This window comes from Tunturiibacter empetritectus, assembly GCF_014201375.1.
In the GTDB taxonomy this organism is placed as follows: Bacteria; Acidobacteriota; Terriglobia; order Terriglobales; family Acidobacteriaceae; genus Edaphobacter; species Edaphobacter lichenicola_D.
Map to the genome: position 1 here is coordinate 57,090 of NZ_JACHDZ010000001.1, position 22,525 is coordinate 79,614.

Annotated in this window: 23 protein-coding genes; 13 read left to right on the forward strand and 10 right to left on the reverse strand. The window is 59.8% G+C overall.

The genetic code is table 11. The features are described 5' to 3' along the window. The first annotated feature begins 127 nt into the window (after positions 1-127). The gene (locus HDF10_RS00290; RefSeq protein ID WP_311732675.1) at positions 128-631 is read left to right on the forward strand and encodes a MogA/MoaB family molybdenum cofactor biosynthesis protein; all 504 of its coding nucleotides are present in this window, start codon (positions 128-130) and stop codon (positions 629-631) included. A gap of 15 nt (positions 632-646) precedes the next feature. After that, positions 647-1,294 carry a YqaA family protein gene (locus tag HDF10_RS00295; RefSeq protein WP_183809377.1) on the forward strand — a complete coding sequence of 216 codons (648 nt, stop codon included), beginning with the start codon at positions 647-649 and terminating at the stop codon, positions 1,292-1,294. A gap of 14 nt (positions 1,295-1,308) precedes the next feature. On the opposite strand, the gene HDF10_RS00300 is transcribed toward HDF10_RS00295, so the two are convergent. Beyond that, positions 1,309-2,406, reverse strand: coding sequence for a metal-dependent hydrolase (locus HDF10_RS00300; RefSeq protein ID WP_183809380.1), 1,098 nt, complete (start codon positions 2,404-2,406; stop codon positions 1,309-1,311). A 238-nt stretch (positions 2,407-2,644) separates the two neighbouring features. On the opposite strand from HDF10_RS00300, the gene gatB reads away from it, so the two are divergent. The 5 genes from gatB (at position 2,645) to HDF10_RS00325 (ending at position 7,334) form a co-directional block, all read left to right on the forward strand. After that, the gene (gatB, locus tag HDF10_RS00305) at positions 2,645-4,147 is read left to right on the forward strand and encodes an Asp-tRNA(Asn)/Glu-tRNA(Gln) amidotransferase subunit GatB (RefSeq protein WP_183809382.1); all 1,503 of its coding nucleotides are present in this window, start codon (positions 2,645-2,647) and stop codon (positions 4,145-4,147) included. A 327-nt stretch (positions 4,148-4,474) separates the two neighbouring features. Next, a complete protein-coding gene (locus HDF10_RS00310; RefSeq protein WP_260177518.1) occupies positions 4,475-5,905 on the forward strand; it encodes a hypothetical protein in 1,431 nt (476 codons plus the stop codon). Between the two features lie 92 nt (positions 5,906-5,997). Beyond that, positions 5,998-6,261 (forward strand): DUF6496 domain-containing protein, encoded by a 264-nt coding sequence (locus HDF10_RS00315; RefSeq protein WP_221271321.1) that lies wholly within the window; start codon positions 5,998-6,000, stop codon positions 6,259-6,261. Between the two features lie 2 nt (positions 6,262-6,263). Then, positions 6,264-6,719 (forward strand): nucleoside deaminase, encoded by a 456-nt coding sequence (locus tag HDF10_RS00320; RefSeq protein WP_183809384.1) that lies wholly within the window; start codon positions 6,264-6,266, stop codon positions 6,717-6,719. Between the two features lie 60 nt (positions 6,720-6,779). Next, positions 6,780-7,334: a DUF2199 domain-containing protein gene (locus HDF10_RS00325; protein WP_183809387.1), complete on the forward strand. Its 555-nt coding sequence runs from the start codon at positions 6,780-6,782 to the stop codon at positions 7,332-7,334. Positions 7,335-7,436: 102 nt separating this feature from the next. Here HDF10_RS00325 and HDF10_RS00330 read toward each other — a convergent pair whose 3' ends face one another. Beyond that, positions 7,437-8,822, reverse strand: coding sequence for an APC family permease (locus HDF10_RS00330; RefSeq protein ID WP_183809389.1), 1,386 nt, complete (start codon positions 8,820-8,822; stop codon positions 7,437-7,439). A gap of 331 nt (positions 8,823-9,153) precedes the next feature. Between HDF10_RS00330 and HDF10_RS00335 the strand changes: the two genes are divergently transcribed. Next, positions 9,154-9,597, forward strand: coding sequence for a hypothetical protein (locus HDF10_RS00335; protein WP_183809390.1), 444 nt, complete (start codon positions 9,154-9,156; stop codon positions 9,595-9,597). A 25-nt stretch (positions 9,598-9,622) separates the two neighbouring features. Here HDF10_RS00335 and HDF10_RS00340 read toward each other — a convergent pair whose 3' ends face one another. From HDF10_RS00340 to HDF10_RS00355, 4 genes are all read right to left on the reverse strand, one after another. Beyond that, on the reverse strand, positions 9,623-10,039 hold the full coding sequence (locus HDF10_RS00340; RefSeq protein WP_183809392.1) for an FmdB family zinc ribbon protein: 417 nt from the start codon (positions 10,037-10,039) through the stop codon (positions 9,623-9,625). An 84-nt stretch (positions 10,040-10,123) separates the two neighbouring features. After that, positions 10,124-11,746, reverse strand: a complete 1,623-nt coding sequence (serA, locus tag HDF10_RS00345; RefSeq protein ID WP_183809394.1) for a phosphoglycerate dehydrogenase — start codon at positions 11,744-11,746, stop codon at positions 10,124-10,126. Between the two features lie 311 nt (positions 11,747-12,057). After that, entirely contained in the window at positions 12,058-13,224 is a 1,167-nt protein-coding gene (locus HDF10_RS00350) for a glutathionylspermidine synthase family protein (RefSeq protein ID WP_183809396.1), read from the reverse strand. 27 nt (positions 13,225-13,251) lie between these two features. Beyond that, complete coding sequence (locus HDF10_RS00355; RefSeq protein WP_183809398.1) at positions 13,252-13,668, reverse strand: hypothetical protein; 417 nt, start codon at positions 13,666-13,668, stop codon at positions 13,252-13,254. A 63-nt stretch (positions 13,669-13,731) separates the two neighbouring features. Between HDF10_RS00355 and HDF10_RS00360 the strand changes: the two genes are divergently transcribed. After that, complete coding sequence (locus HDF10_RS00360) at positions 13,732-15,030, forward strand: serine hydrolase domain-containing protein (RefSeq protein ID WP_221271322.1); 1,299 nt, start codon at positions 13,732-13,734, stop codon at positions 15,028-15,030. 312 nt (positions 15,031-15,342) lie between these two features. Here HDF10_RS00360 and HDF10_RS00365 read toward each other — a convergent pair whose 3' ends face one another. Next, entirely contained in the window at positions 15,343-16,542 is a 1,200-nt protein-coding gene (locus HDF10_RS00365) for a pyridoxal-phosphate-dependent aminotransferase family protein (RefSeq protein WP_183809400.1), read from the reverse strand. A gap of 169 nt (positions 16,543-16,711) precedes the next feature. On the opposite strand from HDF10_RS00365, the gene HDF10_RS00370 reads away from it, so the two are divergent. Beyond that, positions 16,712-17,179 carry a GatB/YqeY domain-containing protein gene (locus HDF10_RS00370; RefSeq protein WP_183811398.1) on the forward strand — a complete coding sequence of 156 codons (468 nt, stop codon included), beginning with the start codon at positions 16,712-16,714 and terminating at the stop codon, positions 17,177-17,179. Between the two features lie 86 nt (positions 17,180-17,265). Then, a complete protein-coding gene (locus HDF10_RS00375; RefSeq protein WP_183809402.1) occupies positions 17,266-17,733 on the forward strand; it encodes a hypothetical protein in 468 nt (155 codons plus the stop codon). On the opposite strand, the gene HDF10_RS00380 is transcribed toward HDF10_RS00375, so the two are convergent. After that, entirely contained in the window at positions 17,721-17,960 is a 240-nt protein-coding gene (locus tag HDF10_RS00380; RefSeq protein WP_183809404.1) for a hypothetical protein, read from the reverse strand. The two genes, HDF10_RS00375 and HDF10_RS00380, sit on opposite strands and share 13 nt — an antisense overlap. Positions 17,961-17,973: 13 nt before the next feature. Between HDF10_RS00380 and HDF10_RS00385 the strand changes: the two genes are divergently transcribed. Continuing rightward, positions 17,974-18,429 (forward strand): hypothetical protein, encoded by a 456-nt coding sequence (locus tag HDF10_RS00385; RefSeq protein ID WP_183809406.1) that lies wholly within the window; start codon positions 17,974-17,976, stop codon positions 18,427-18,429. 137 nt (positions 18,430-18,566) lie between these two features. Here HDF10_RS00385 and HDF10_RS00390 read toward each other — a convergent pair whose 3' ends face one another. Further along, the gene (locus HDF10_RS00390; protein ID WP_311732619.1) at positions 18,567-20,450 is read right to left on the reverse strand and encodes a TonB-dependent receptor plug domain-containing protein; all 1,884 of its coding nucleotides are present in this window, start codon (positions 20,448-20,450) and stop codon (positions 18,567-18,569) included. Between the two features lie 147 nt (positions 20,451-20,597). Here HDF10_RS00390 and HDF10_RS00395 point away from each other — a divergent pair, with 147 nt between their 5' ends. Next, complete coding sequence (locus HDF10_RS00395) at positions 20,598-21,059, forward strand: MarR family winged helix-turn-helix transcriptional regulator (protein WP_183809410.1); 462 nt, start codon at positions 20,598-20,600, stop codon at positions 21,057-21,059. Between the two features lie 26 nt (positions 21,060-21,085). On the opposite strand, the gene HDF10_RS00400 is transcribed toward HDF10_RS00395, so the two are convergent. Further along, positions 21,086-22,285 (reverse strand): hypothetical protein, encoded by a 1,200-nt coding sequence (locus tag HDF10_RS00400; RefSeq protein ID WP_183809413.1) that lies wholly within the window; start codon positions 22,283-22,285, stop codon positions 21,086-21,088. Between the last annotated feature and the right edge of the window lie 240 nt (positions 22,286-22,525).

Below are 22,525 nucleotides of genomic sequence, written 5' to 3' on the forward strand. Positions count from 1 at the left end.
CTCTCTAGTTTCTCATCTTTGATGCTTGTGTTGGGAAAAGAAGCGTTTCGGGAAACTTTCGGACAGACAGGGGAAACCGTAGACTGGGAGGGTGACTCTAAAATTTGCGCCCGATGTTCGTGCCGTTGTGCTGACAATCAGCGACCGCTGTTCTCGCGGGGAACAGATGGACTTATCGGGGCCTGCTGTGTGCGAGCTGCTGGAAGATGCCGGGGTGGGACAGGTGTTGAGCGAGATGTTGCCGGATGAGGTCGATCAGATTGCCGAAGCTTTGAGGCGTAACGCGAAAGTTGTAGACCTGATTGTGACGACCGGTGGGACAGGGCTGGCGAAACGCGATGTAACGCCGGAGGCTACGAGGATGGTCTGTGAGCGGTTGGTCGATGGGTTATCGGAGCGCATGAGAGCCGACGGGCTGCTGCAGACGCCGCTGGCAGCGTTGAGTCGTGCGGTTTGCGGGACTCTGGGAGATGCGCTGATTGTGAATCTGCCGGGGAGCCCGTCTGGCGCGAAGAGTTCGCTCGCGTCAATTCTGTCGGTGCTGCCGCATGCCTTGGATTTGCTGGCGGGGCGGACGGCTCATCATGCATTCACAGAGGGCGATCAGCATGGAAGAACCGACGGCAATTAGAATGAGAAGGACCTCGTGAAGATCTCTCCCGTTGCACTTCTGCATAAGTTGAATGTCGTGATGCTTGCGGCACTGAAGCCGCTCGGCGTGTGGGGTATCGGCGCGCTGGCGGTGATCGATTCGGCGGCAATTCCGGTGCCGATCGATGCTCTGCTCATCGACTATGTGGTGCACGATAAGTCACGTTTCTTGCTCTATTGCTTTATGGCGGCCGTAGGTTCTGCAATTGGAAGTTTGTTGCCTTACTACCTTGGGCGCGCGGGTGGGGAGCTGTTTCTGCTGAAACGGATCAACCGGCAGAGGTACGAGCAGATGCGGGACCGGTTCGCGAAGCAGGAGTTTCTCGCGATCATGATTCCTGCGATGATGCCGCCGCCGACGCCGGTGAAGCTGTTTGAGTTTGCCGCGGGCGTGTTCGAGATGAAGATGCTGTGGTTCTTCAGTGCGATCTGCGTCGGCAAGTTTATTCGGTTTTTGATCTGGGCCATTATCACGATCACGTACGGGCCTGCGATTCTGCATATGATTACGCGCGCGATTCATCAGCACCTTGCTTATGTGCTTGGGTTCAGCGGCATTTTGATTGTGCTGCTGCTGGTGTACGTGCTGCGGAAGGTGTTCGACCGGCGGCGGGGAACGACGCTTCCGGTGGAAGAGAATTAGGAAGTTTCAAGTTGCTAATGCTGGATGCGGCCGTCCATCTCCATGCGGACGATGCGCCGGTCGTTGTTGAGGTAGACGGCGCCTGAGAGTGGGGGCTTTTCGCGGCCAGCCAGGAATGGTGTGTCGTAGAAGAAGCGCAGGTCGCGGAAGGTGACGGTGGTGAGGCCTTCTTCGTTGGGGCCGATGTCGGTGACTACAGGAAACTGCGACCAGTCGAGGTAGGCTTCACCGAGCCAGCTGCGTTTGGCTACGAGGGTGGCCAGGGTAGTGGGTGGCTTATAGATGACGTCGGCCTGGGTGCTGGTGGTGACTACGCTGTTGAGTGTGTCGATGGTGGCGAGCTGGTAGAACTGCGGAGTTTCGGCGATTGTCTGCCAACGAAATGGATTGATGGGGTTGGGGCTGGCGAAGACGCGTGAGACAGGCGCTTCGCTGTAGTCGGTGGATTGGGCGAGTTGGAGCGCCTTGGCGTGTTCGACGAAGCGAAGAGTCCAGAGGACGGCGATGGCGAGGAGGGCGAAGATGGCCCAGCCTCGTCCGCGGAACGCTTGCTTGCGTGCGCCTACTTCGCTGTTGATGAGACCGAAGAGGGAGGGCGCGATAAGAGCCAGGAGCAGGAGGAGAAAGATGACAGGCTCGAAGATGAAGACGATGGAGCCGGCGTACCAGTGGGGGTTGAAGGGAAAGAAGGGGCGGATGCCGTAGTTGTTGGTCCAGTCGAGCAGAAGGTGGCTGAGCAGGGCGACGAGGGAGAAGCAGTAGAGCAGGCCCCAGCGGATGGGGGCGTGTCGATGAGGTAGCGGGGTGGTGGTGGGGTCATACGGAAGGGTGGGGTCGGGTTGCTTACGGGCTTCGTTGCGGCGGCTTCGCCAGTGGTGGAAGAGCCAGAAGCCGCCGACGATAACGGCGGCTTCGAGAGGGATGCCGAGGAGGGTGTGGGTCCAGCCGCGATGATGCTGGAAGGCTGCGATGGGGCCGCGGATCGACCAGAGGGTGTCAAGGTCGGGAGCTTCGGCGGCGAGGGTCATCGCTACGGTGGCGTAGGCTGCTTTGCGATTGAAGCCGGCGCGGGAGAGGACGGCTCCCGTCATGAGGTGGGTGATGGGTTCCATGCTGATGCGATGTTAGCTTGTTTCGAGGCGATGTCCTGCCGGACGGGCCCACTGCGCGTGGGGCGGGCGTTCACACGCCTTTTTAGAGCTTCGCGTGGTCCTCCCGTTGGTCGGAATCAACTTTTTCCTCGCGACCAACGGGAGCGCCAACCGAAGGGGTATACGCGTCACGAAGTGACCGCCCCACGCGCAGTGGGCCCGTCCGGCAGGACATGAGCTTGGTAGAATCAAGTTGTCTATGCCTACTTTGACCGCACTCTCACCCGAGATTCTTGCCAAGTATCAGCCCGTAATCGGGCTGGAGGTTCACGTTCAGCTTTTGACCAAGTCGAAGGCGTTTTGTGGGTGCGTGAACAAATATGGCGGAGAGCCGAATACGCATTGCTGCCCGACGTGTCTCGGGTTGCCGGGAGCGCTGCCGGTGTTGAATCGCAGGGCGGTGGAATTTGCGGTGCTGGCGGCGAAGGCGATCAACTGCGAGATTCGCGAGACAAGTATCTTTTCGCGGAAGAACTATTTTTATCCGGATTCGCCGAAGGGATACCAGATCTCGCAGTTCGACAAGCCGATTGCGGAGCATGGATGGATTGAGGTTCCGGCATTTGATGCGAGTGGCGCGGCGGTAATGAAGCGGATCGGCGTGACGCGGCTGCATATGGAAGAGGATGCGGGGAAGAGCATTCACGACGGGTTTGCAGATTCGGTGTCGAAGACGTATATCGACCTGAACCGCTGCGGGACGCCGCTGGTGGAGATTGTGAGTGAGCCTGATCTGCGAACGGCGGATGAGGTGTTTGAGTACCTGACGAAGTTGAAGGAGATTCTGCTCTATACCGGCGTGAGCGATTGCAATATGGAGGAAGGCTCGCTGCGGTGCGATGCGAACGTGAGCGTGATGTTGAAGGGCGCGAAAGAGTTCGGGACGAAGGCCGAGGTGAAGAACGTCAACAGTTTCCGGTACATTCGCGCTGCGGTGGAATACGAGATAGAGCGCCAGATTGGCGTGCTCGAAGATGGTGGGCGGGTGGTGCAGGAGTCGCGGCTGTGGAATAGCGCGGAGGGGCGGACCTACTCGATGCGGAGTAAGGAGCAGGCGCATGACTACCGATACTTTCCGGAGCCGGATCTGCCGCCGCTGGTGGTTGGGGCGGAGTGGCAGGCGGAGATTTTGAAGATGATGCCGGAGCTGCCTGAGGCTCGGCGAGCGCGAATGATTGCGGAGTATGAGATCTCCGCGCAGGACGCGTCTACGCTGACGGCGACGCGTGAGTTTGCGGACAAGTTTGAAGATGCGGCGAAGAAGGCGAAGAGCCCTCGGCGTGTGGCGTCGCTGCTGACGAGCGAGTTGACGATGCGGTTGCGGGCGGCGGGGTTGGAGTTGGAGCAGTCGCCGGTGTCGATGGCGGGTGTGGTGATGGCGGCTGACCTGGCGGAGTCGGGCGAGCTGTCGAGCAAGATGCTGAAGCAGTTGCTGGATACGGCGTTTGCGAAGAATGAAGATTTTTCTGTTGTGTACGAGCGGGAGAAGCCGCAGCAGATCTCAGATACGGGCGCGATTGAGGTGATGATCGACGAGGTGATCGCTGCGAATGCGAAGCAGGTGGAGCAGTATCGCGGGGGGAAGAAGACGGTGGCCGCGTTCTTTGTCGGTCAGGTGATGAGGTTGTCGAAGGGACAGGCAAATCCTGCGCTTCTGAATGAGTTGGTGGCGAAGAAGCTGGATGCGTTGGGGCCGCTGTAAAGGATAGCGGTCCTGCCGGACGGGCCCACTGCGCGTGGGGCGGGTGTTCACACGCCTTTTTAAAGCTTTGCGTGGTCCTCCCGTTGGTCGGGATCAGCATGTGCCGACCAACGGGAGGACCTGTGACTATCATCCTGCCGAGACCGGTATACACGTCACGAAGTGACCGCCCCACGCGCAGTGGGCCCGTCCGGCAGGAACATGGTTTCTAATGAGCAGATGCCATTGTCTCAATCCAGAAGCTTCTACCGTGGGGTGTATGTGAGTATTATGCTTGCTCTTTTTGGGTGCCGGAGCGAGGCTCCGTATGTTGTGCCGGAGGAGCCTATGCCGGCGAACACTGTGATGCTGTCGCAGATGATGCGGGAGTTGTCGGCTACGCCGGGATTTACCGACGCGATGCTCGCGCAGCTGGATAAAAACGGGAAGAAGGGCCCGGCGTTGATGACGCCAGCGCTGGTGAAGCGGCTTCGAGAGTTGATCCTCGGGAAAGACTGGCAGGGTCTGGACCGGTTTCCCGGGTGGACGATGCAGGCGATCAATCCCACGGTGAGAGTTGCTGGTCGCGTGGTTGCCAAGGATCAGGGCGTAACGGATCTTGCAGCACAGCATCCGGGAGCACCTGTGGGTTCGGAGGCAGCGAAGAGCGCGGTGACCACTGGGCAGACCAAGGACTATATCGATCTGGGGGGCTATTCGCTGAAGAAGGCTGAGAGGGTGAGTCTGGACACTCCGTCGAACCTGCCGGGATTTACTACGGATGGCTTGATAAGCGAGCTCGGTGCTGGTGTGGTTCGGGGAGATGGGGCGAATGTGACGCTTGCACCGATGCATGCTGAGAGTCAAAGGCTTGCAGATGTGTTGAATCGGCTAAGTCTGAATGAGCTGGATGGTTCTGCTCCTGTGGAGGTTACAGTTGAGGGGCAGAGCGCGAAGACGCCGCAGGAGCTTGTGAAAGCGCTGATGGCTACCGGGCACACAGTGGTGGTGGCAGATGCACGGTACTTTGCCAACTTCGGGCACTTTCATTACAAGGGGCAGGATGTGATGATGCCGTTCTGGGTGGACTCTCAGATTCGCATACCGGGGACGAGGCGTCCGCTGTTGGTTCCGGTGAGTCATGCTGAGTACGAGTGGGAGGTTCGCGGGCCGAAGGTGAATGCGGATGTGAGTTGGTACTTCGGCATCGACGGCAAGGCGGAGTTTCGCACGATGGATACCCAGGATCAGCCTTGGGTGCTGGGTCGCCATGCGCATGAATATCGTGATGCGGATGCGGTGGAGGTGACGCGGCTGGTGGGGAAGATGGCGATTGCGTATGTGCATCAGCATCTGGCGCGGCCGGACCTTCCGTTTGGCGGGTATTATCCGCTTGGCGTTTGCCAGGACGGCGTTGCTGCGATTGAGAGGAAGATGACGGGGAACGACACTCTGTTTCCCAACACTGCGGATGGAGCACTGTTTGACGATCCACGTGATGCGGAGATCAATGAACTGATCAAGGCTATTCCGAAGGACCGGGAGGGAGGCGTGCCGGAGCCTGCACGGATCTTCGGTTCGCTTCCGACTGCTGATCTGAATGCGATTACGATTCCAGGGTTGGCCGCTGATCTCGAGAGCGTGCATGCTGCCTGGCAGGATGGGTCACTGGAACGGACGCCCTCGTGGATACGGAAAGTGACGTTGAGAGTTGTCGGCGTGGCAGCTTTGGGGATGCTGGCGGGAATTGTGGTGTGGCGAAGAAGGCGGAATCGCTGACACTGCTGATGGATGTCGTTTGAGGTGCGGTGTTCGGATGTTGATGCAACGTTGTGGCGGTCTTGAAGCCTCTTAGTGTGAGGAGGAACTCTATGACTACGAAGAAAGCAACAGCAAAGAAGATGTCTGCGAAGAAAGCTTCGGCAAAGAATGCCGCAAAGAAGAGTTCGACGCGAAAGTACAGTCCTTCGGCCAGCAAGAACGTCGAGACTGAGATGCGCGAGATGAAGAAGGGTACGCTCAAGAGTGGTCGCAGCGGGAAGAAGGTGACCAATCCGAAGCAGGCGATTGCGATAGGTTTGTCAGAGGCGCGGAAGGCCGGTAAAAAGGTTCCGCCGCCGCCGAAGAAAGGGTAAGGATGACTGAGGTCGAGAGGTATCGCACGATGCTGGAGGTCGCGCTGAAGGAGGCTCGCACAGGGCGGAGTGAGGGTGGTGTTCCGATCGGTGCGGCGTTGTTTGATGGGGATTGCAAGCTGTTGGCCTCGGGAAGAAATCGCCGGGTGCAACAGGATGATCCGTCGGTGCATGGAGAGACCGATGCCTTTCGACGCGCGGGCCGGCAGCGGTCTTATAAGGACAAGGTGATGGTGACTACGCTTGCTCCTTGCTGGTACTGCAGTGGGCTGATTCGGCAGTTTGGCATTCGCACTCTGGTGGTCGGAGAGAGCAGGAATTTTTCTGGCGGGGTGGAATGGCTGAAGCAGTTGGGCGTGAAGGTGATCGACCTGGATTCGCAGGAGTGTTCGGATCTGCTGACCGGGTTTATTGCGGAAAAGCCTGAGATCTGGAATGAGGATATCGGTGAGGAGTAAAGGCTCCGCGGCAAAATCGCTCTCTCGTGAAGATGCTCTCTAATATGGAATGATGGAGAGATGGGAATTGAGTCAGAGAGCGGATTTGGTTGTAGCGTGTGTGGCGAGCGTCACGTTTTGTCTTTGAGCTACAGCGTCAAAGCTCCGTTGGCCGTGGGTGCGATTCCGACGGAGGAGTTCGATCAGCGAGTGGTGATTACTCCAGATCAGTGTGTGATCGATGGCAAAGATTTCTATCTGCGCGGACGTATTCTGGTGCCTGTGATTGGGCTGGAGGAGCCGTTTATCTGGGGAATTTGGGCTGAGGTGGGTCCGAAGAACTTTGTGCGGTCGAATGAGCTGTGGGTCGTTGAAGGGCGAGAGAAAGAGCCGGCGTTTCCGGGCTGGGTGAATTCGCAGCTGTCGGTGTTTGGCGATACCTACAACCTTGAAGTGAATGTCCAGACGCAACCTGTTGGGCAGCGGCCGCAGTTTACGATTGTGAATCAGGATCATCCGCTGGCAGTAGAGCAGAGGGATGGGATCACGATGGAGCGTGTGGAAGAGATTGCGGTGAAGATGCTGCATCCAGTCCTGCCGGACGGGCCCGCTGCGCTTAGCCACCCCACAAACTAAGACCTGTTTGTGGGGACCCCGGTTCGCGTGGTCACTTCGTGACTTGTATACCTTTTCTTGACTGCTGACCGGCTAGGCGGCCTCCCGTTGGTTGGCGTGGTATTAGATTGCTGAGGATTGGCGACGCGTGGTGAAGCCGAACCAGGCCATGCCGCCGAGGATGTAAGCGAGATAGACGTACGGTAGCCAGTTGTAGGGGCGCTCGGGGACGGGGTATAGGGTTCCGGCGAGTGCCAGGACGATGGCGAGTGTGGTGGCGGTGGAGAGGATCAGCGAAGCGCTGGTGAGGTGGTGGTTGCGCTTGAGGTAGAGGGGAAACGCGATTGCGGCGAGACCGTAGGTGGTGAGGAAGCCGTAGACGGCGAGGGAGCCCATCCAGCCATAGATGTCGGTTCCGGCTACTCCGCGGAGAGCGAGGACTGTCACAGGGAGCGCGGTGAAGATTCCGGAGACGAGGACTGCTGAGGCTGGGGTGGCGTTCTTGCGGTGGGCCAAGCCAAGTCGCTGGGGGACGAGGCCGTTGTGGCCCATGCGCATAAGGACGCGCGCGGCCGCGGTGATGCAGGCGAGGGTGCAGGCGAACATGCTGACGAGAGCGCCGAAGTCGATGAAGGGGCCGAGCGGGGTGACGCCGGCAAGTGTGGCAAGGACGCGCATGGGTGCGGTGGACTCGCCGAGGTTCTGGTGGGCGGTGTGCATGCCGAGGGTTTCAAGGTAGGCGCAGAGGATGAAGAAGAGGCCAGTGAACACGGCGCTCTGGATGACTGCACGGGGGATGGTGCGGAGCGGATTGGAGGCTTCGGCTCCGAGGGTGGTGGCGCTCTCGAAGCCGACGAAGCTGAAGAGGGCGAGGACGACGCCGAGACGGACTCCGGAGGCGGTGACGCCTTGCAGGTGGAGTTGGACGTGGTCGATGTGGAGGCCGTTGTGCCAAAGCAGGAGCGCGAGGACGATGGCGATGAGCGCGACGGATATGGCTTCGATCCAGAGCATGAGGCGGGCGGAAACCTGGACGTCACGATAGGCGATGAAGGAGGAGACGCCGACGCAGAGGATCGCGAGGAGGAAGGTTGGGGCCGACCTGCCGATGATCGAGAGGAGGAAGACGTTGGCGTAGTTGATGAAGCCTCCAGCGACTGAGGCTCCCGTGGCGATGTAGGCGAGCAGGAGCGCCCAGCCGGCGATGCCGCTGATGGATGGCGGTAGAGAGGAGGTGGCGTAGGTGTACAGCGAGCCGGAGCAGGAGGTGTAGCGGGCGAAGCGGCTGATGCAGAGGGCGATGAGCAGGACGGCGGCGGTGGCGAAGAGGTAGGCGAGCCAGGTTCCGTTGCCGGCGAGGACGAAGACCAGAGGGATGGTCATGGTCGGTGTGGTTGTGGGAGCGATGGTGGAGATGGATTGGGCGAGGGTCTCCATCGGCGAGAGGATGTTCGCGCGCAGACCGGGAGGAGGAGCGAGGGAGGCTTCGGATTCGGCGACTTGCTCCATTGTGCTTGATCCTTCTTGTGTCGTTGGGGACAGAGATGCGGATGCTGAAGCGTTGCCGGATGTCCGGGGCAGAGCTGCTGGTGGCTGGAACGATGACAGGGAGTTAGATCGAGGATAGCTGAAGTTGGCAGGAGCGCGAAGGGGTATCTTGCGCGGGTATCGATGACGCGAGTCTGCCGTAATTGAACGCAGAGGTTGGTTTGCCGGAAAAGGCTAACTTGTTGCTGCGATGGAACTCTTCAGAAGAGTGAACCGGAGATCTTCAAAGTCTCAAAATAGGTGTAAGCTTTCGGGCGGGTCCCCCACACACCTAAATCTATGAGGTACGACCATGAAGGCGTTCGCACGTTGTTTCGTCGCTTTGGTACTTACAGCTATTCCGCTCAGCGGGCTGGCACAACAGTATTACAGTCATGTCGGAGTTACTCGAGCTGTAAAGCTTCGGATATTGCCGGGGAAGACGAAGGAGTTTTACGAGGCGTTCGCTTATGCGCCTAAGGTCTTTGAGGCGGAAAAAGCAGCAGGAATAATCACGGGCTATCAGATTTTCGCTTCAGTTAACTTCGAGGGACCGGAGAAGTGGGATGTGATGTATGTGCTCCACTTCAAGAACATGGCCGTGCTGGATACGTCCGGGGATCTGGCCGAACCGATTATTGCGAAGGTGTATGGCTCGCCCGAGAAGAGAGCCGAGGTGCTCAAGATGAGGGCGGAGAGCACGGAGGTGGTCTCGAGCGAACTGGTTCGCGAGATTCAACTGAAGCCGCTGCCATAGACTGAAGCTCGGAGCGCCTGCGCGGCTATTTCTTGTCTGACGACGAGGAGGCTGCTGCCGCAGGCGCTGCTGCCGGGGCGGACGTGACTGCCGGAGAGCTGCTGTTCGAAGAGCTGGAGTCGGTGCTCGACTTTGAACCACCAGACTTGGAGTCTCCGGACTTGGCATCACCAGACTTGGAGTCGTCAGATTTCGAATCGGCGGACTTCGAGTCACTGGCGCTTGATCCTGAGCCATTGCTATCGCTCGAGGACTTTGGTTTGGCGTTGCCGTAGCCGTCCGCGTACCAGCCCCCTCCTTTGAAACTAATCGCTGGAGCGGAGATGACCCGCTCGAGGTGGCCGCTGCAGTGAGGGCAGACGGTGATCTCGGGGTCGGAGAACTTCTGGATCTTTTCTGTGTGCTTGTGGCAGGTGGTGCATTCGTATTCGTAGAGCGGCATGGTGTTCTTTCTTTACTTCTGATGATTGTGATGCGGTCCGAAGACTGAAGATGCGGTTTCAGTCTTCAGACGGTGCTGCAGGCGTTAGAGTTTGCCTAGTTCGATGAGGCGGACGCTGGCGATGGCTTCCACTTTGCGCAGGGCTTCAACGGCGGCGGTAGCTGAGGCGGCTTTGGAGACGTCGATCTGAACGACTGCGAGGGCCTGGCCGTGCGGGACGCGATGGCTTTGTGTGGAGCTTGCTCGGCCTAGGGCGAAGTTGGCGATGTTGACCGAGTGGTCGCCGAGGATGGTGCCGATGCGGCCGACGACGCCGGGGACGTCGTGGTTACGGATGGCGACGAGGGTGCCGTGGAGTGGTGCCTCGATATCGATGCCGTCGTAGCTGAGCAGGCGGGGCGAGGTGCCGTGGAGGACGGTTGCGGAGGCGCTGGCGTCGCCCTGGGAGGAGTGGAGAACGATCTTGAGGACCGAGCCTGCGCCGCCGATGGTGAACTCTTTTTTGTCTTCCTGAATGCGGATGCCGCGCTCGGCTGCGATGGCGGCGGCGTTGATGCGGTTGGCGGTGCTGCCTCCGTCTGCTCCCGAGAAGATGCCGGCGAGGGCGGCGTTGCGTATGAGGTCGGTCTTGCCCGAGGCGATGCGGCCGGTGTAGGAGATCTGGATGTTTTCGAGATTGCCTGGGGTCGCATGCGCGAGGAATTGACCGAGGCGTTCGGCCATCTCGATGTAGGGGGCGACCTCTTTGTACTCCTCGTGCGATAGGGAGGGGAGGTTGACGGCGTTCTGGACGACGCCGAGCTTGAGGTAGTCGCGAACCTGCATGGCGAGCTGGATGCCGATGGCCTCCTGGGCTTCGTCGGTTGCTCCAGCGATGTGCGGAGAAAGCAGGACGTTATCCAGATTGTAGAAGGGAGACTCCTTGAGCGGCTCCTGATGGAAGACGTCGAGGGCTGCGCCGCCGATGTGACCGGATTTGATGGCGTCGGCGAGGGCCTGTTCGACGATGAGTTCGCCGCGGGCGCAGTTGATGATGCGAATGCCCTTCTTCATGATCTTGATGGAGGTCGCGTTGATGAGGCCTTCGGTCTGGGTGGTGAGGCCGACGTGGAGGGTGAGGTAGTCGGAGGCTTTGAAGATCTCGTCGATGGGGACGAGGGTGACGTTGTTTTCGCGGGCGATGACGGGGGCGACGAAGGGGTCGTAGCCGATGATCTCCATGCCGAAGCTGGCGGCGCGGCGGGCTACTTCGAGGCCGATGCGGCCCAGGCCGACGATGCCGAGGGTCTTGCCGCGGAGCTCTTGGCCCTGGAGGGATTTTTTGTCCCACTTGGCCTGGTGCATAGTGGCGTTGGCGCGGGGGATGGACCGGGCGAGGGAGATCATGAGGCCGAGGGTGAGTTCGGCGACGGCGACGGCGTTGGCGCCGGGGGTATTCATGACGACGATGCCGCGATGGGTGGCGGCATCGGTGTCGATGTTGTCGACGCCTACGCCGGCGCGGCCGATGACACGGAGTTTGGGAGCTGACTCGAGGAGCTTGGCGTCGGCCTGGACGGCGGAGCGGACGACGAGAGCGTCGGCATCGGCTAGTTCGGCTGCGAGGCCGTTTTTAATCTGGTCGGGGGTAACGATCTGCCAGCCGGGTTCTTGTTGGAAGACGGCGAGGGTTGCAGGGGAGACTTTTTCAGCGAGAACGATCTTCATGGACCTTCTAATTCCTCTTCTTCTTGCTTTTGGGCAAAGTGGCCGCTACTGCGGTTTGGGACGGGAAGACACGAACAACGCTGCGAACTTCTAGTGTACTTGGGATTGCGTCCTGCCGGACGGGCGCCCTACGCGGGCAGCGGTCACTTCGTGACTTGTATACCGCTTCGCTTGGTCCTTCCGTTGGTCGCAAGCTAAAGTCCACGCCGACCAACGGGAGGCCCTATGCTGCTCATCCTGCCCTGACCGGTACACGCGTCACGAAGTGACCGCTCCGCGCGTAGCGGGTCCGTCCGGCAGGACATCAGCTTTCAAAGAAAGAAGTGGGGGACAAAGGAGCTGAGGTTGTCGGTGATGGGGTTGAAGGACTCGCGGACGCCCAGGCCGCAGCAGTCCTGGTCGATCATCCAGAGGCCTAGGACGGTGTGGCGATGGTCGAAGACCGCGTCGGGAGCGAGGGTTTGCACGATTTGTTTGCCGTTGTAGGGGCCGGGGGTGGTGGCGATGTTGGTGCCTTCGCGGACGAGGGTGATATTGGCGCCCTCGCGGGACATCAGCGGCTTGCGGACATAGTTGCGGAGCTGAGCTGCGGCGGGCGATTCGGCGAAGTGGGATTCGAGGAGTAGCTCGTGGTTGGGGTAGAGCTCCCAGAGGATGGGCAGGATGCCTTTGTTGGAGAGGAGCATCTTCCAGATGGGCTCGATCCAACGGGTGCTGGGGTAGGTGTCGATGGCGTGGGGACCGAACTCCTCCTGAAGCATGGCCTCCCAGGGGTAGAGCTTGAAGATGGAGAACATGGGCTGCTCGTCGGGATCGAGGAAGAGCTGCTGCTCGTCGTTCCAGCCGATCTCGTTCATGAACATCTGCAGGGTCTCGAGGCCGGCCTGCTGGGCGGTGTCGCGGAGATAGGTGATGGTGAGCTGGTCTTCGGGGTTGTCGAGCGCCGCGAAGTAGATTGGCTTCGAGAGGTAGGGGTCGATGTCCTTCCACTTGGCGATGAGCTTTTCGTGGATGGAGTTGAACTGGTCCGGCTTGGCGGAGACGAGCGACGAGGGCATGTCTTTGAGCCAGTGCCACTGGACGACTGCGGCTTCGAGGAGGGAGGTGGGAGTGTCGGCGTTGTACTCGAGGAGCTTGGGGGCGTGGCCTGATTGTGCCCCGGCCCAGCTTAGATCGAAGCGGCCGTAGAGGGCGGGCGGCTCGTTGTTCCAGGCCCACTCGATGGCTTCGATGGCGAAGGCGGGGATGTCGAGTTCGGCGTAGCGCTTCTGGTCGATGATGTGCTGGGCGGCGGCGAGGCACATCTCCTGCAGGGTGTTGCCGGCGGCTTCTAGGGTGTCGATCTCGGCTGCGGTGAAGCTGTAGGCGGCGGACTCGTCCCAGTAGGGCGTGCCGTTTTCGAGGGTGTGGAAGGTGAGGCCTACGGACTCGACTTTTTGCTGCCAGTTGTCGCGGGGGGCTAGGGTGATGCGCTGCATGAGTCTCCTGTTTTATTGCTTGCGGACTTATTCGCCCGCGCTGCCACCGTGGGCTCCGCCTTCGCCACCGCTGCTGCTGTGGCTTCCGCCTTCGGAGAAGGAGCGGCCGAAGCCTCCGCGGGTGGTGACGCCAGAGCGGTTGGCGTAGCTGCGACCGGAGATGGGAGCGTATCCTCCTCCGCCGGCTACGCTGCCGAGGCCATAGCCTCCCCAGCCGCCGTAGTAGTAGCGATAAGGGATGAGGATTGGGAGGAAGCCGCCATGGCCATCGGGACGTTGCTGCACGCCCTGCTGATTGGCGGGGAGATTGGCGCAGAGGCTGTCGTCGACGACGTGGTTGTTCTCGTCGACGCAGCGCTGCATCTCGGGCTTTTGGCAGCCGGTGAGCATGGAGAGGGCGGCTGCAGCTAGAAGTGGAGCGGCGACTTGGGTTGAGCGGCGCATCGTGAGTGGTGGCTTGTTGTTGAAAGATTAGCAGGCGGCTCCTTCGATTTCGGGACGATTTTTATGTCGAGACTGCGGCCACTGTTTGCCGGTGACGAAGATGCCGTCTTAGACTGGCTCGGGCGGAGCGGAGAAGACGCGGCTGGGGGTTTTGGGATGACCGACGCACTCAACAAGGGACGGGTTGCAGATTTGCATGGGACGATGAATGGTTATGTCGAACGCGGAGATATTCCGGGTATCGTTACGCTGATTGCTTGCGGTGAGGAGATTTATGTCGATGTGATGGGCAGGATGACTGTCGATGGAACGAAGCCGATGCGGCGCGACACGATCTTCCGGATTGCGTCGATCACGAAGCCGATTGCTGCGGCCGCAACTATGATTCTGGTCGATGACGGCAAGCTTCGGTTGGAGGACTCGGTGGAGCGGTGGCTGCCTGAGCTTGCGAATCGCAGGGTGCTCCGCCGCATGGATTCACAGCCCGACGACACGGTTCCTGCGACGCGGTCGATCACGGTGCACGATGTGTTGAACTTCGCCTTCGGCTTTGGCAGCGTGATGGCGAGGCCGGGAACCTATTGGATTCAGGAGTTGATTCGCGATGGTCATCTTGGTGGCGATGGGCCGCCGCGTCCGTCGCTGACTCCCGGCACGGACGAGTGGATGCGCAGGCTCGGGGAGCTGCCGCTGATGTATCAGCCGGGTGAGCGTTGGCTCTACAACACCAGCTGCGATGTGATGGGTGTTTTGGTGGCACGCGCCTCGGGGAGGTCGTTCGGAACGTTTCTGCGCGAGCGGCTGTTCGATCCGCTGGGCATGAAGGACACGGCGTTCAGCGTTCCCGCGTCGAAGCTCGATCGGTTGCCGGGTGTGTATCTGTTCAATCACGAGAGCAAGAAGCTGGAGGAGTTCGACAGTACGCAGGACAGTGAATATAGCCGGGCGCCTGCGTTTGAATCGGGTGCTGGTGGGCTTGTATCGACGGTGGACGACTACTACGCCTTCTGCCGGATGATGTTGAACAAGGGCGTGTGGGGTCGAGAACGTGTGCTGACGGAGGCGTCCGTTGAGGCGATGACGAGAGATCAACTTACGCCGCAACAGAGAGAGGGCGCGGAGTTGTTCTTCGGCAATCACAGCAGTTGGGGCTTTGGGATGTCGGTAGAACTTCAACGTGAGAAGCCGTGGATGGTGCCGGGGAGATTCGGTTGGGACGGAGGCTTTGGGACTTCGGCTTATTCGGATCCGGCGAACGACTTTATTGGCATTTTGATGACGCAGCGCATGATGGATTCTTCGGAGCCGCCTGCAGTGTTCGAGGATTTTTGGTCGGGTGCTTATCGGGCACTCGAAGCTTGATGGGACAGTTGGCTATTCGGCCCTGACACAGCTTTGATTTCGAAGATAGTCGGCCATTCGAATGCAGAAGACGAACGCCCCGAAAATAAATCTCAAAAAGCTGGCGTATTTTTCAGAGCCGGAAAAGTCGTTGCCTAAACACCACGTTTACACCACAACTCACCACAAACCCACCACGATTTCACCACCAGAAAACACCGCAAAATCGTAAAACCCCCTTGAAAAACCAGCTTTTCCCCACACCTGACTTTTTTTTGCAAATTCCGGCGCTCGAAGCTCCAAAAACAAGACCTCGACCGCCGGAGATTTTAGTTATTTGGCGTGTTCGGCGAAGAAGGTTTGGGCGGCGATGAGGCCTTTGCCGAAGGTGAAGTTGGGGGCGGGGAATTTGGTTTTATGGATGACTTGCTCGAGAGCGCCGAGGATGGCGATGGTGTCCATGTAATCGAAGAAGCCGATGTGGGCGATGCGGAAGAGCTGGCCCTTCATCTCGCCCTGGCCGTCGGTGACGATGGCTCCGAACTGCGACTTGAGACCTTTGACGAGGGTGCCGGAGTCCGAGCCTTCGGGGGCTACGATGGCGGTGGCTGCGGCGGCTTCGTTGCCGACAGGGGCGAAGAGCTTGAGGCCGAGTGCGGTGGCTGCGGCGCGGGTCATGGCGGCGCAGGTGATGGCATTGTCGACCAGTTTGACGCGGCCCGCGGCTAGGTCGCCTTCGGGTTTTCCGGGTGTGGCGGCTTGTGCGGCTATGTAGTTCAAGGCTGCGCCCAGAGCGGCGATGAGCGCTACTGAGGGAGTATAGGCGGATTCGCCCTTGGCGGCGTTCTTGCGCTCCTTGCGGAGGTCGAAGTAGTAGCGCGGGTTGTAGGTGGCCTCCATGCGGTCCCAGGCGCGGGCGCTGACGGCGAGGTAGCTGAGGCCGGGGGGAATCATGACGGCTTTTTGCGAGCCGCCGATGAGGACGTCGATGCCCCAGGCGTCCATGTCGAGGTGCGAGGTGCCGAGGCCGGTGATGCCGTCGACGATGAGGAGTGCCTCTGATTTTTCCTGCTTGAGGAGCTTGGCGATGGCCTCGATGTCGTGGCGGACGCCGGTGGAGGACTCGGTGGCCTGGACGAAGACGGCGCGTGTTTCGAGGTGGAGATGGGCTTTGATCTCGGCTATGGAAAACGTCTGACCATACGGGGCCGAGACAACGTCGACGTGGCAGCCGAAGGCTTTGGTGATGCCGGTCCAGCGCTCGCCAAACTTGCCGGCGGTCAGCACAAGCACGCGATCTCCTGGTGACGTCAGGTTCGAGACGGCGGCTTCCATGGCGCCGGAGCCGCTGCTCGAAAGGATGATGACGTCGTTTTTGGTGCCGACGAACTCCTTGAGCTGGGCGAGGACGCGGGTGTACATGGCGCGGAACTCGGGGGTGCGGTGGTGAATATCGGCCGCAGCCATGGCGAACTGGGCGGCGGGGAGGAGAGGGGTCGGACCAGGGGTGAAGAGGCGCGTTTTGCGGATCATGGGTTTATTGTAGCGGGGTCCTGCCGGACGGGCCTCCTGCGCGGAGGGCGGTCACTTCGTGACTTGTATACCTTCTTTCGGTGATGCGGGCGGCTTGGGGCCTCGCGATGCTCGGCGGATGATTGCGTTACTTATAATGAAGGGATTGATTCGATGAGATGAGGGAATGATGACGATTGGCGAGAAGATTCAGACGGATATTGTGGTGGCGATGAAGGCGAAGGACGAGCATAAGCTGACGACGCTGCGGATGGTGAAGTCGGCGCTGAAGAATAAAGAGATCGACAAGCGGGAGAAGCTGACGGATGCGGAGGAGTCACAGATTCTGACGACGCTGATCAAGCAGCGGAGGGAGTCGGTGGAGTCGTTTACCAAGGGCGGACGGCCGGAGCTGGCGGAGAAGGAGCAGGCGGAGATTGGGATGATCGAAGGGTATCTGCCGCAGGCCGCGGGTGAGGATGTGATTCGCGGGGTGGTGCAGGGGGCGATTCATACGATGTCCGAGGGCGGTGCGAAGCCGACACCGAAGGAGATGGGCGCGGTGATGAAGGTGGTGCAGCAGCGGATTTTGGCGGATGGGCTGAGAGCGGATGGGAAGCTGGTCAGCGAGATCGTGAAGGCGGAGTTGGCGAAGTAGTTGCGTGATGCCGGGTGCGACGGCTGGTTGATCGCGCGAACGGTACGTAGGCTGGGAAGGTTCATGTCCAGGAGCTTGTTTCTTCGATGTCGTATGCTTCTTTCAAATCAGTTGAATCGGAAGAGATTTTGTCGCCGCGAATGCCTGCGGCCAAGGCGATGAGAGCTCAGGGGCTTATTGCCTGGTCGAGCCTCTTCTTCGTGCTTCTGCAAAGCATCTGCAGCTTCTTTGTCGCTCTGGATGGTCTGCGTGTCGTAATTGGAGTAGGGGCTTTGGCCGGCATCACACAGGCCGGGATGACCTGGAACAAAGTCCACACAGACTGGATTCGCGTTCCCATGATTGCGTTTGCCCTGGTGGGTGCGCTGCTGAACCTGGCGATTCTGCGGCGCGCTCGATATCTCCGCAGACGCCCGTCGTCGCTCTGGCGTCAAAGGCCTCTGACCCTGCGCAAGATTCGAATGGAACGCGTCCAGTTGGTTTTGTCACTGGTCACGCTGGCACTCATAGCGATTGAAGAGCTGACACACTTTCATACGTTTCATCGGATGTGATCTTCGTTTTGCGTGCGGGTTGGCGGCTGTATCTTCGCGACCAGTTGAACTTGCGTGGTGCCATGATGGGAGATCTTTGCGAGGGAGGCCGGCGGATGAGCTGCGCGCGGATGGTAGGCTCTGGTGAGCGAGATGGTGAAGGCGGAGCTGGCGAAATAATCAGGCGCTTCGAGGGGAGTTTTCTGGATTGCGTGTCCGCTTCCAGCAGGTGTATATTCCTCGGCCATCGAGGTAACAACTATGCGAAAGATTCTGTGCGCTTTAGTGCTGTTAACGTTTGCGACGCCGCTGCTGGCTAGTGATCCCTTCGCTGGGACCTGGACGCTCAACTCTGCAAAGACGAAGTATACGACCGGGACTGCACCAAAGAACGTAACGCTCGTAATTGAGGAGCAGGGGGCCAATCTTCAGGTGACTGGTACTGGCACGACCGGTGATGGCTCGCCGATATCGGTGAAATATACGGTTCCGGTCAAAGGCGGGGTAGGGACCGTACAGGAGGGCGACTTCGATGGCGTCAGCTCGAAACTGATCAGCTCTCACGTTCGCCACAATACCTTCATGAAAGACGGGAAAGAGATCAGGACACGTCATGCCGTCGTTTCGGAAGACGGGAAGACGCTTTCGACCACCGTCAAGGGAACTGGCGCGGACGGGAAGCCGGTGGCCGGGGTGGACGTTTACGACAAACAGTAGCGTGGCGGTAGACAAGATTTAGCTTCGATTCGCATGAGGAAGATCTTGTAGGGCTAGGTTGACAGCGCGGTTTGCACAGATCAACAGGTTTGGGGTTCCTGAGTGCTGTTTATTCAGGAACCCCAAATTCGTGTCGGCTAATGGCGCGAAGCGGTCCAGTTGAACTCGGTTCCGGCAAGGATGGTGCGGCCTTGCAGGGGGACTTGCGGGATCTCCTGATAGCCGGTGTTGCTTAGGTTCAGCAGGCGAAGGTAGGGGCGGAGGTGGCCGGTGTTGCGGGAGAGGGTGACGTCCCAGAGCGGGTAGGCGGTGTGCTGGGTGCGCTGGACGATGTTGATCTGGGTGCGGGCGTTGATCTGGTGGCCGAGTCTGCCGAAGAGTTCTCCGGGCAGGGTTCCGTTCCAGGCGAAGATGGCGTTTTGTGCGGCGTAGTTGTAGGCGTACTCGGAGATAAGGTTGGCGGGTGGCGAGGCGGCGTGGGCGGCGGTGTAGCTGAATTGCAGATTTTGCGTGGTGGTGAGTCGGAGGCGGAGGGTGGTCTCGGCTCCGGTGATGTTGAGGTTCTGGATGTTGACGGCCTGATAGGGCTCGGCGAAGGTGAGGGCTGAGGTGGCGAGGGCGAACTTGGAGTAGTCGATGGAGTCTTTTTGCTGGAGGCGGAAGGCGGTTGCGGTGAGGGTGAGGCGTCCGTTAGTGGGGGTCCAATCGGCGCCTGCTTCGTAGCTCCAGGAGGACTCGGGTTTGAGGTTTGGGTTGCCGATGGTGGTGGGGTCGGCGTAGTAGAGATCGACGTAGGTGGGGAGGCGGAAGCCGTGGCCGGCGGCGGCGCGGAGTCGCGTGGTGTGGGTGAGTGTGTAGGCGGCGGCGATGCTGGGGGAGAAGACATTGCCGTTGCTGGAGAGGAGTTCGTCGCGTGCTCCGATCGACAGGGAGAAGCGGCCTAGGGCGCGGAGATTGAGGTTGGCGTAGCCTGCACCCTGGTTGCGGGCGTGCTGGCCGAGCGAGTTCGAGTGGATGGAGTCGCCGTCGGCTTCGAGGCCGTAGGAGAGGGTGATGTTGGGGGTGATGGTGTCGGCGCGGCGGAGGGCGGCTTCGTAGCTGGTGGTGATGTGGTTGTTCTCGTAGATCTGGGGCTGGTCGGCGAAGAGGACGAAGAGGTCGGAGTGGCGGCGGTAGCCGAAGCTGGCGGCGGTGCGTGCCCCGAGCTGCTGCTGGATGCTGGCGAACCAGCCTTTGGTGCGCTCCTGGGAGTCGTATGGGCCGTAGAAGAGGTTGGCGCCGTAGGGGCGGTCGCTGGTGGCGAGGAGGATGTCGGTTGTGCCGGGTTTGAGGGTGAGCCAGGTCTCGGAGGCGAGGGCGTTGCTGCTGTAGTTGCGGTCGGGGATGAAGCCGTCGGAGGTGTCACGGCTGCCGGTGAGCTGCTCACTGAGGGGGCCGTGGGCGTAGGAGACGCGGAGGTGCTGCTCGATGGAGTAGAAGCTGCCTGCTCCTGCGCTGGCGACGATGGTGACGCCGGGGGCGGGCGGCTGGGTGAGGAGGTTGACGGCGCCGCCGATGGCGTCGGAGCCGTAAAACGTCGATCCCGATCCGTGGAGGATGTCGATTCTGGTGACGGCGTCGAGGGGGATGGGGAGGTCGAGGTTGAGGTGGCCGGTTTCGGGGTCGTTGATGCGGAGGCCGTTGAGGAGGATGAGAGACTGCTCGAAGGTGGTGCCGCGGAGGGAGAGGTCGGCCTGGACGCCGTTGGCTGCGCGGGCCTGCAGGTTGAGGGAGGGATCCTGACGGAGGAGGTCTACTACGGAGTTTGAGACGAGGGGCTGGTCGCGGGGCGAGAGGAGGTTGACGGAGCGGTCGCTTTCGGCGAGTGGGAGGGGCTCGAGGGTGGTGGTGACGGTGATGCTTTCGGCGGTGGTCGGGATGGATGCGGGCTTCTGCGGATTGGCGGTGGATGATTGAGGGGATGGCTGCTGGGAGAGGGCTGTGCCGACGCAGAAGATTACAGCCAGTAGATTTCGCTTCACATATCTTTTCAGTTGGTGCGCGGGCATGAGTCCATCATCGCCGGTGCGCGAGCGGAGTGAAAAGTAGTTTTGTCCTTATCTAAACAATTGATCCGGTAAACCATATATGCTGGTTGCGCTGCTTTTGATTGACGGTGAGGAGATCAGGTGAGAATTGATGCGTTTTTGAGTCAGAGCCCTGTGGTGCAGACGATTCGTGCCGCTCGCCGGATGGAGTCTGCGGTCAATCAGGTTCTGCGGGGGCACGGCGTCACTCTGTTCGAGTCGCTGGTGTTGGCGGCGATTCTCTTCGAGAGAACAGGGGAGATACAGCCGTCGCATCTGGCGGAGACGTTTCAGACGACTCGAGGCAATATAAGCCACTGCATCTCGTCGCTGGAGGCGAAGGGGCTGGTTCGCAGGAAGATGAATGTGGAAGATGCCCGTGCGCTTCGGTTGGTGCTATTGCCTGCGGGGCGGCGGCGGGCTGTCCGGGTGGCTGGGATTCTGGATGGGATGCAGAGGCGCTTCGAGGACAGGTTTGGGGCGGTGAAGCTAGAGGGAATGATAGGGCAGATGAGTGCGGTGGAGGAGGTCTGCTCGAGTCTGGCTCGGGCCGCAGAGTTGTGAGGTCACACAAGTGCGATTCGAAGCAGTTAGCTTTTAGCAGAGAGGCCACTCTCCGCGTCGAACTGAGGGTTGACGTAGTCCCACTCTTCGGGATCCTCCAATCCGACTCTGATGGAGTCCTGTTTGAAGCCGTGGTGATCGAGCAGATCCATCATCAGTCTTAGAAGCGAAGGATTTTTTGTGACGAAGTCGATTCCGGGCACCGGGGTAACAGGGCCTCGGGTGAGGCCGGCGAGAAATTGCATCAGTTCACTTGTGGTTTGCAGCTTATCGGGATAGGTGGCGTAGTCGGTTGAGGCAGGAAGCTCCTGAATGATGATCGTCCTGGCGGTTCCGTCGACGATACATTCCACTGGCGTCCATACCTTGCTGAAGCTAAGGTGCCCGAGCAGAACGTGGAAGTCTGCGTTGAGCTGCTCCATTTCTTTCGCGTGGTCGGCTTTTATCTTGTCCAGAAGCCTGTTTCTCTCGGGACTGTCGAAGGGCAGTTTGTAGAGTGGGAAGAATGCTTTGAGGTCGCGCTCGGCAATTTCGTAGAGGTTGCGGCAGAAGTCGGCACGCTGGCTGATCGCGGTGACGACGAGAGCTTTGTGGTTGTCCGGCACGATCCTCTCCTCGATAGTGAACGCGGAGACAAAACGGATGTAGGGCTGGGTAGGAAAGGTCTTTGCGAGAGCTAGGCACATGGTCTGTAGAAAGCCCTGCTTTGCGGCATCGCTGTCGCTAATGAGTGCGATCTTCTGCACGGAGAGAGGGCGCCACTGTGTCCGGCTTTTCTGGTTTGCATTTTGAACGATCTGCTGATCGATATGGACGGTAAAGTTTCCCATCACGACGCCGGGAGATTGATCTCCCAGGGTGGTGACGCCACCCATTTTCACTTTTTCGATGGGCGCTGCGGGGCCGGTTGGCGCGGACGAGCCATAGTCTCCGCCGACAAACCCTGGGGAACCTGACCCCGCGGTGCGGATGTCGCCTATGGTCACGCTGCGGGATCTCCGGGCGGCGCTTCTGCTGACCAGGATGACGATAACCGCAGCAAGAAAAAGCCCGGCCGCAGCGATGCCGCCCCTGGTGAACTCCTGGCCGAAGATGGTGAACGCTACGTCGTTGCCGACGTGCTTCAGCGCCAGCACCGCACCTACGATAGCCAGCAGCGCAGCGATGAGGTATGCCCCAATAAGGGTCAGACGCCCATGATCCGATCTGTCCGGGTTTCCAGTCATATCTGACGGTCCCTCGCTCTTGTGGAAGATATTGGGAATGGTGTCAGGTGAAAGGAAAATTGGCAAATGCTTTTTTTTGAGGCCGCAGGTAAATTTGCAGTCTTTCGGGCACTACGGGAACGCATCCAAGGGCTCGGTGCCTGCTGGGAGAAGGCAGTTATTCCCGGATGATTTTGACGACGGCTAGGTCTCAATACATGATTGAAGGATCAGAGATTCAGAAAATCAAGTCAGCTGGAC

Bases quoted from the DNA above. Each gene is read 5' to 3' on its own strand.
- HDF10_RS00300 (WP_183809380.1), bottom strand. From the start codon at position 2,406: ATGGAACCCATCACCCACCTCATGACGGGAGCCGTCCTCTCCCGCGCC.
- gatB (WP_183809382.1), top strand. From the start codon at position 2,645: ATGCCTACTTTGACCGCACTCTCACCCGAGATTCTTGCCAAGTATCAG.
- HDF10_RS00310 (WP_260177518.1), top strand. From the start codon at position 4,475: ATGCCGGCGAACACTGTGATGCTGTCGCAGATGATGCGGGAGTTGTCG.
- HDF10_RS00315 (WP_221271321.1), top strand. From the start codon at position 5,998: ATGACTACGAAGAAAGCAACAGCAAAGAAGATGTCTGCGAAGAAAGCT.
- HDF10_RS00320 (WP_183809384.1), top strand. From the start codon at position 6,264: ATGACTGAGGTCGAGAGGTATCGCACGATGCTGGAGGTCGCGCTGAAG.
- HDF10_RS00325 (WP_183809387.1), top strand. From the start codon at position 6,780: ATGGGAATTGAGTCAGAGAGCGGATTTGGTTGTAGCGTGTGTGGCGAG.
- HDF10_RS00330 (WP_183809389.1), bottom strand. From the start codon at position 8,822: ATGGAGCAAGTCGCCGAATCCGAAGCCTCCCTCGCTCCTCCTCCCGGT.
- HDF10_RS00335 (WP_183809390.1), top strand. From the start codon at position 9,154: ATGAAGGCGTTCGCACGTTGTTTCGTCGCTTTGGTACTTACAGCTATT.
- HDF10_RS00340 (WP_183809392.1), bottom strand. From the start codon at position 10,039: ATGCCGCTCTACGAATACGAATGCACCACCTGCCACAAGCACACAGAA.
- serA (WP_183809394.1), bottom strand. From the start codon at position 11,746: ATGAAGATCGTTCTCGCTGAAAAAGTCTCCCCTGCAACCCTCGCCGTC.
- HDF10_RS00350 (WP_183809396.1), bottom strand. From the start codon at position 13,224: ATGCAGCGCATCACCCTAGCCCCCCGCGACAACTGGCAGCAAAAAGTC.
- HDF10_RS00355 (WP_183809398.1), bottom strand. From the start codon at position 13,668: ATGCGCCGCTCAACCCAAGTCGCCGCTCCACTTCTAGCTGCAGCCGCC.
- HDF10_RS00360 (WP_221271322.1), top strand. From the start codon at position 13,732: ATGTCGAGACTGCGGCCACTGTTTGCCGGTGACGAAGATGCCGTCTTA.
- HDF10_RS00365 (WP_183809400.1), bottom strand. From the start codon at position 16,542: ATGATCCGCAAAACGCGCCTCTTCACCCCTGGTCCGACCCCTCTCCTC.
- HDF10_RS00370 (WP_183811398.1), top strand. From the start codon at position 16,712: ATGACGATTGGCGAGAAGATTCAGACGGATATTGTGGTGGCGATGAAG.
- HDF10_RS00375 (WP_183809402.1), top strand. From the start codon at position 17,266: ATGTCGTATGCTTCTTTCAAATCAGTTGAATCGGAAGAGATTTTGTCG.
- HDF10_RS00380 (WP_183809404.1), bottom strand. From the start codon at position 17,960: ATGGCCGAGGAATATACACCTGCTGGAAGCGGACACGCAATCCAGAAA.
- HDF10_RS00385 (WP_183809406.1), top strand. From the start codon at position 17,974: ATGCGAAAGATTCTGTGCGCTTTAGTGCTGTTAACGTTTGCGACGCCG.
- HDF10_RS00400 (WP_183809413.1), bottom strand. From the start codon at position 22,285: ATGACTGGAAACCCGGACAGATCGGATCATGGGCGTCTGACCCTTATT.